Origin of the sequence: Nocardia crassostreae, from assembly GCF_001613405.1 — a bacterium.
GTDB classification, from domain to species: Bacteria; Actinomycetota; Actinomycetes; order Mycobacteriales; family Mycobacteriaceae; genus Nocardia; species Nocardia crassostreae.
This window is the reverse complement of record NZ_BDCH01000044.1, coordinates 102,312-108,485: the sequence shown is the minus strand read 5'-3', so window position 1 is coordinate 108,485 and position 6,174 is coordinate 102,312. Positions and strand designations below refer to the sequence as shown.

The 6,174-nt window shown below is 68.2% G+C and carries 6 protein-coding genes; 3 read left to right on the top strand and 3 right to left on the bottom strand.

Annotation, left to right across the window (positions count from 1 at the left end):
• Positions 1–281: 281 nt before the first annotated feature.
• The 3 genes from ispG to NC4_RS37190 all read left to right on the top strand — a co-directional run bounded on the left by ispG (position 282) and on the right by NC4_RS37190 (position 4,258).
• Positions 282–1,415: a flavodoxin-dependent (E)-4-hydroxy-3-methylbut-2-enyl-diphosphate synthase gene (gene ispG / locus NC4_RS37200; protein ID WP_067548791.1), complete on the top strand. Its 1,134-nt coding sequence runs from the start codon at positions 282–284 to the stop codon at positions 1,413–1,415.
• A 90-nt stretch (positions 1,416–1,505) separates the two neighbouring features.
• The gene (locus NC4_RS37195; RefSeq protein ID WP_084530160.1) at positions 1,506–2,384 is read left to right on the top strand and encodes a GNAT family N-acetyltransferase; all 879 of its coding nucleotides are present in this window, start codon (positions 1,506–1,508) and stop codon (positions 2,382–2,384) included.
• A gap of 86 nt (positions 2,385–2,470) precedes the next feature.
• The gene (locus NC4_RS37190; protein WP_067548788.1) at positions 2,471–4,258 is read left to right on the top strand and encodes a penicillin-binding transpeptidase domain-containing protein; all 1,788 of its coding nucleotides are present in this window, start codon (positions 2,471–2,473) and stop codon (positions 4,256–4,258) included.
• Positions 4,259–4,277: 19 nt separating this feature from the next.
• On the opposite strand, the gene NC4_RS37185 is transcribed toward NC4_RS37190, so the two are convergent.
• From NC4_RS37185 to NC4_RS37175, 3 genes are all read right to left on the bottom strand, one after another.
• Entirely contained in the window at positions 4,278–4,490 is a 213-nt protein-coding gene (locus NC4_RS37185; protein ID WP_157555455.1) for a hypothetical protein, read from the bottom strand.
• A gap of 248 nt (positions 4,491–4,738) precedes the next feature.
• Positions 4,739–5,242: a peroxynitrite isomerase gene (locus NC4_RS37180; RefSeq protein ID WP_067548782.1), complete on the bottom strand. Its 504-nt coding sequence runs from the start codon at positions 5,240–5,242 to the stop codon at positions 4,739–4,741.
• Between the two features lie 106 nt (positions 5,243–5,348).
• Positions 5,349–6,173 carry an ABC transporter permease gene (locus NC4_RS37175; protein ID WP_067548779.1) on the bottom strand — a complete coding sequence of 275 codons (825 nt, stop codon included), beginning with the start codon at positions 6,171–6,173 and terminating at the stop codon, positions 5,349–5,351.
• Position 6,174 lies beyond the last annotated feature (1 nt).

The following is a 6,174-nucleotide window of genomic DNA, read 5'->3' as shown; positions in this document are numbered from 1 at the left end:
GGAGCGCAGGCTTTCTTGCAGGGCGATGGCCTGTTCGGGGGTGGTCGGCCAGTGATCGATGTTCGCTACCTTCACAATTCGCTCCAAACGCCCTCGCATGGACTGCAACGAATACCCATCGTAGGGGTCGGCCGATTCCGGGCTGATTGCTCGGGAGATGTACCGTTGTCGCCGCTGTCACAGGGCGAGCGGTAATCGGGCGTCGTTAGACTCGGGACCGGAAGGGTGAGGATCATGACGAAAGTAGGCACACTCTCGTGAGCACAGCCATCGGATTGGGGATGCCCGCTGCACCGGCGGCGGTCCTCGCGCCTAGGCGCAAGACCCGCCAGCTGATGGTGGGCAATGTTGGAGTGGGGAGCGAGTTCCCCGTGTCCGTGCAGTCCATGACGACCACCAAGACTCACGATGTGAACGCCACCCTGCAGCAGATCGCGGAACTCACCGCCTCCGGCTGCGACATCGTGCGCGTGGCCTGCCCGCGTCAGGAGGACGCGGACGCGCTGCCCATCATCGCCAAGAAGTCCGGCATCCCGGTGATCGCCGACATCCACTTCCAGCCCCGCTACATCTTCGCCGCCATCGACGCGGGATGTGCTGCGGTGCGCGTGAATCCGGGCAACATCAAGGAATTCGACGGCCGCGTCAAGGAGGTCGCCAAGGCGGCCGGTGCCGCTGGGATCCCCATCCGCATCGGCGTCAACGCGGGCTCCCTCGACAAGCGGATGATGGAGAAGTACGGCAAGGCCACCCCCGAGGCCCTCGTGGAATCGGCGCTGTGGGAGGCGAGCCTGTTCGAGGAGCACGGCTTCGGCGATATCAAGATCTCGGTCAAGCACAACGACCCGGTGATCATGGTCGAGGCCTACCGCCAGCTCGCCGCCCAGTGCGACTACCCGCTGCACCTCGGCGTGACCGAGGCGGGCCCGGCCTTCCAGGGCACCATCAAGTCCGCGACCGCCTTCGGCGCGCTGCTATCGCAGGGCATCGGCGACACCATTCGCGTCTCGCTGTCCGCTCCGCCCGCCGAGGAGGTCAAGGTCGGCGGCCAGATCCTGCAGTCGCTGAACCTGCGCCCGCGCAAGCTCGAGATCGTCTCCTGCCCGTCCTGCGGCCGCGCCCAGGTCGATGTCTACACCTTGGCCAACGAGGTCACCGCCGGGCTGGAAGGCATGGAAGTGCCGCTGCGCGTGGCCGTCATGGGCTGCGTCGTGAACGGTCCCGGCGAGGCCCGCGAGGCCGATCTGGGCGTCGCCTCCGGCAATGGCAAGGGCCAGATCTTCGTCAAGGGCGAGGTCATCAAGACCGTGCCCGAACACCTCATCGTGGAAACCCTCATCGAGGAGGCCATGCGCCTTGCCGAGGAGATGGGCGACACCGTGGAAAGCGGCTCGCCGGTTGTCACCGCGGGTTAGCTCCCGCATGGGAGCGAGGCTGTGGCCGCCCGACGCGCGGTCACAGCCAATAGTGCGGCACGTTTTCAGAAGTTCTGGCACGCTGTGAACGTGCGGAGTGTGCTGGAGCCGACGCGTCGGGCCGCGTCTCGTATCGGAGCAGCCTCCGGCGCCCGTCAGCTCGCGAACCGCGATCTGACACAGGTGCTGCGGGTGCTCGACACCGATCCGGTGGCGACCTGCATGGTCGCCGCGCGCTTGCAGGAGTACGGCCTGGACTCCCGCGGCGCCTACGGTGAGCTGTGGAGCCGCGGCGGTCCCGGCGAATCCCTGTGCTTCTCCGGCGCGAATCTGGTCCCGCTGCGCGGCGATCGGACCGATCTGCGCGCCTTCGCCGATCGCGCCGTGCGCGGCCCGCGCATCTGCTCCTCGGTGGTCGGCCGCCGCGAACTCGCGCTGCCGCTGTGGGAACTGCTCTGCGAGCACTGGGGCCCGCCCCGCGATCTGCGCGCCGATCAACCGCTGCTGGCCCTGGACAAGCCCGCCGGTGTGCAGCCCGATCTACAGGTGCGCCGCGTGCGCCCCGAGGAGATCGACCGCTATCTGGTGGCCGCGGTCGCCATGTTCACCGAGGAGATCGGCGTCGATCCCCGCGCCGGGGACGGCGGGCGCAGCTATCGCCGCCGCGTCGCGAGCCTCATCGAATCCGGCCGCGCCTGGGCGCGATTCGAGGACGGCGAGGTCGTCTACAAGGCCGAGGTCGGCGCGCTGTCCCGGCGCACGGGCCAGATCCAGGGCGTCTGGGTGCATCCCGAGCGCCGCGGCCGGGGCGTCGGCACCATGGGCACCGCGGCCGTCGCCAATGTGGTGGTGGCGTCGGGCCGCACCGCGAGCCTGTACGTGAACTGCTACAACGAGGCCGCCCGCCGCGCCTACGCCAAGGTCGGATTCCGGCAAATCGCCACATTCGCCACGGTTCTGCTGGACTGACCGAATTATGTGATATCGGCGTGAAATCCTTTCCGGTGCAGTGTGTCGCCGGGGTTTGCCAGTAGTTGGCTCTAGCATCTGTGCCGATGTCAACACGGGTCCTCACCACGCTGATCGCCGTCGCGATCACGATTGCCGCCGCCGGGTGCTCGTCGGGTCCGCAGGGTCCGGCGCAAACCGCCGACGCCTTCCTCGACGCCTTCGCCGCGCACGATGTGCAGGCCGCGGCGAATCTCACCAGCCTGCCCGAAAAAGCCGGTCCCGCACTGACTTCGGCCTGGGATCAGCTCCAAGCCGAAGAACTGCGCGCCACCTCCGGCGCCACCCGCGTCACCGGCGACACCGCCACCGTGGACTACACCTACGAGTGGAAACTGCCCAAGGACCGCGTCTGGACCTATCGCGGCCAGCTCTACATGGGCCGCAGCGGGGGCGGCTGGGTGGTCCGCTGGATGTCCTCGAACATCCACCCGCAACTCGGCGACACCCAGAGCCTGCAACTGCGCGCCATCCCCGCGCCCCGCGCGCGGGTGAACGAGCGCTCCGGCACCGATGTGCTGGTGCCCGGCCCGGTCTACCGCATCACCTTCACCCGCGCCGCCAATACCGATCCGACCGCGGTGGCAACGGCTTTGGCGACGGTGCTGCGGCAGTTCGACGAGCGCCTCACCCCCGCCGCCGTCATCGACGCCGCCCGCAAGGCCGACGGCCCTTACACCGTCGCGGTCCTCTCGGAATGGGAGTTCGGCCAGGTGAGCGCCGATCTGCTCGGCCTGCCGGGCGTGACCTTCGGCAAGCAGTGGGACCTGGTACCCACCGACCGCCGCTTCGCCCCCGATCTCATGACCCAGGTCCGCAAGACCGTCATCGACGAGGTGGACGGCAAGGCGGGCTGGACCGTGGTCACGGTGAACGCCAACGGCGTCGACACCGACGTCCTGAAAGAGGTTGCGCCACAGGTCTCCCCGTCCTTCCAGCTGAGCATCGACCGCTATATCCAGAACGCCGCCCAGACCGCCGTCGACGGCCGCGCCGAACAGGCCATGATGGTGGTGCTGCAGCCGTCCACGGGCGCCATTCTCGCCATTGCCCAGAACGAGGCCGCCGACGCCGACGGCCCGGTCGCCGCCGCGGGCCTCTATCCGCCCGGCTCCACCTTCAAGACGGTGACCGCCGCCGCGGCCATGACCACCGGCGACGCCACCCCCGACACCATTGTCCCGTGCCCGAGCCGGATCGTGGTGGGGGAGCGCACGATTCCCAACTACAACCTCTTCACCGTCGGCGATGTGCCTATGTCGACCGCCTACGAGCGGTCCTGCAATACCGCCTTCGCCAAGATCGCCTCCGAACTCGGCGGCGAGGACCTGCGCACGGCCGCCGCGGCATTGGGCATCGGCCCGGACTACACCGTGGCCGGACTGCCGACGGTCTCGGGTTCGGTGCCGCGCGACGATGATCTGGTGCAGCGCGCCGAGGACGGCATCGGTCAGGGCAAGGTGCTCACCAGCCCGTTCGGCCTGGCGCTCATGGCCGCGACCATCGCGCACGGCAGTACGCCGGTGCCGTATCTCATTTCCGGCCACCCTACCGAGGTCACCGGCGAACGCCCGCAACTTCCCGCGGACGTGCTCGACGGGCTGCGCATGATGATGCGGAAGGTGGTGCTCGGCGGCACCGCCGAACGCGTGCGCGATCAGGGCGAGGTGTACGGGAAAACCGGTGAGGCAGAAGTGGACGGCGGCTCGCACTCCTGGTTCGTCGGCTACCGCGGCGATATGGCCTGGGCGACCCTGCTGGTGCGCGGCGGCAGCTCCGACAATGCGGTGGCGGCGACCCGGGACATGCTCACGGCGCTACCGCCCGGGTACTGAGCCGGGAGGGGTCGCGCGATCAGCGCGGGGAGGAGGTCTGATAGCGCCCGCCGAGGCTCACGCACGCGGCGGGCTGGATTTCCCCGGTGAGGGCTTCGGACACATAGCGCTGCTGGGCCAGTGATTTCGCGGGCGGGCCGCCGGTGGACGCATCGCCGACGATTTCGACGACACCGGCTCCGGCGAGCACCATGCCCGCGGTGGTGAGTAGCAAGAGGGCCGAGCGCTTCATATCCAACTCCCTTGTTTAGGGGGATTGAGTTAGCCGATCCGAACGGTGAGTTTCGGATAGCCGATGCTCATTAGGGTTGGCTGACTGTTTGCCACCGTAAGGAACGGTAATCCGAGTGTGATGGGCCTGGCAACCCTCAAGTGTGATCCCGCACACTTCTGACGCGAAGGTGTCCCAGGTCACCCGGACGTTCGATCTGGGAGTTGGATTTCAATTCATCCGGCGGTCACCGAGCGCGTGCGCGGCGCTCAGTTGGCGCGGTGCATGGTGGCCGCGAGATGGCGCTGGAGCGGCTGCTCGACAGCGGCCATGCGCAGCCGGTAGCTGAGGGTGTCCCCGGCCAGGGTGATGCTGCGGCCCAGGGCCGTCACCGATTTCGCGCTGCTGCTGCGGCCGATGGAGGTGGAGTCCATGCGCATGCCCTCGCCGTCGCGCACCAGGGTGCCCTCGCAGATCTCGGTGATCCCGGTCGGATGAGCAAGGATGAGTTCGATCCGATCGCCGCCGAGCGCCCGGAGATATCCGGTTTCGCTATGCATCGGGCGGCCGTCGTCGGCGGCGCGGGTGCGTTGCCGGTAGGTCAGGAACGGCCGGCCGACATGACCGAAGTGCACTTCCTCGAGGTATTCGAAGGAGTTGATGGTCGGGTATTCACCCTGCCCGCGGCCGCGCCACGTGCCCAGCAGCGGGGCCAGATGTGCGATGTCAGGGTGGGGCGCGACGGGGGTTTCGGGTTCGAGCACGGCGGACAGCTTAATCCGCCGCCTGTGATTATTCGGCCGGTCGACGCGCCCGGGCGTAATTATTTCCGGGAAGGGCCCTTGATCGATCCGGGCGGCTCGATCAAGGGTGGCTCGATCAGCGGCGGCTGGCGCGGCGGTAGCCGTAGGCGGCGGGCAGGGCGAAGACGATGATCGCGCCCACCGACCAGACGATGGTGTGCAGCAGCGGACCGGCCAGCGGTCCGCCCTCGGCGAGGGCGCGCATGGTGTTCACCGCGACCGACATGGGCTGATTGCGGACCACCGGCTGAATCCACTCCGGATAGGCGCCCAGCGGGACGAATCCGGTGCTGAAGAACATGAGCAGCGAGGACAGGATGGCGATCGCCTCGACCAGGGTGGATTTGGCGGTGAAGACGGCGATGGCGGTGACCATGGTGGCGAAGGCCAGCCCGAACAGCACCGGCACCCACAGGAAGCCGAAGGCGGCGAGCGGTCCCTGCTGGAAGCGGAAGCCCAGCAGCATGGCGAAGCCGATGATCACCAGTGTGCCGCCGAAGATGCGGCAGCCTTCGGCCAGAATCCGCGCGGCCAGTCCGGAGGCCCGGTGCACCGGCAGCACCCAGAACCGCGCGAGCAGTCCGGCATCGCGTTCGCGCCCCAGCATGACGCCGCTGGCGACGGTGCCCGACAGCGCACCGACCAGGCACACCATGGGCACCGATCCGTAGAGGGCGCTGCTGCCGGAGAACTTCTCGATCTGCGAGCCCACCACGATATCCAGCATGAGCAACAGCAGACAGGGCACGATCAGCGTCTCGAGCAAGGTGACCGGATCCCGGACCCACCGCAGCAGCAGCCGCATCGTCTGAATCCAGGTGTGGCGCACCAGCGCCGGGACCGAGGCTTCGGCGGTGGTGATGGTGTCGGCGGAGCCGGTCCGCGGGGCAAGGGTGATCATG

Coding starts and splice junctions, on each gene's coding strand:
- ispG (WP_067548791.1), top strand. CDS start 282: ATGCCCGCTGCACCGGCGGCGGTCCTCGCGCCTAGGCGCAAGACCCGC.
- NC4_RS37190 (WP_067548788.1), top strand. CDS start 2,471: ATGTCAACACGGGTCCTCACCACGCTGATCGCCGTCGCGATCACGATT.
- NC4_RS37185 (WP_157555455.1), bottom strand. CDS start 4,490: ATGAAGCGCTCGGCCCTCTTGCTACTCACCACCGCGGGCATGGTGCTC.
- NC4_RS37175 (WP_067548779.1), bottom strand. CDS start 6,173: ATGATCACCCTTGCCCCGCGGACCGGCTCCGCCGACACCATCACCACC.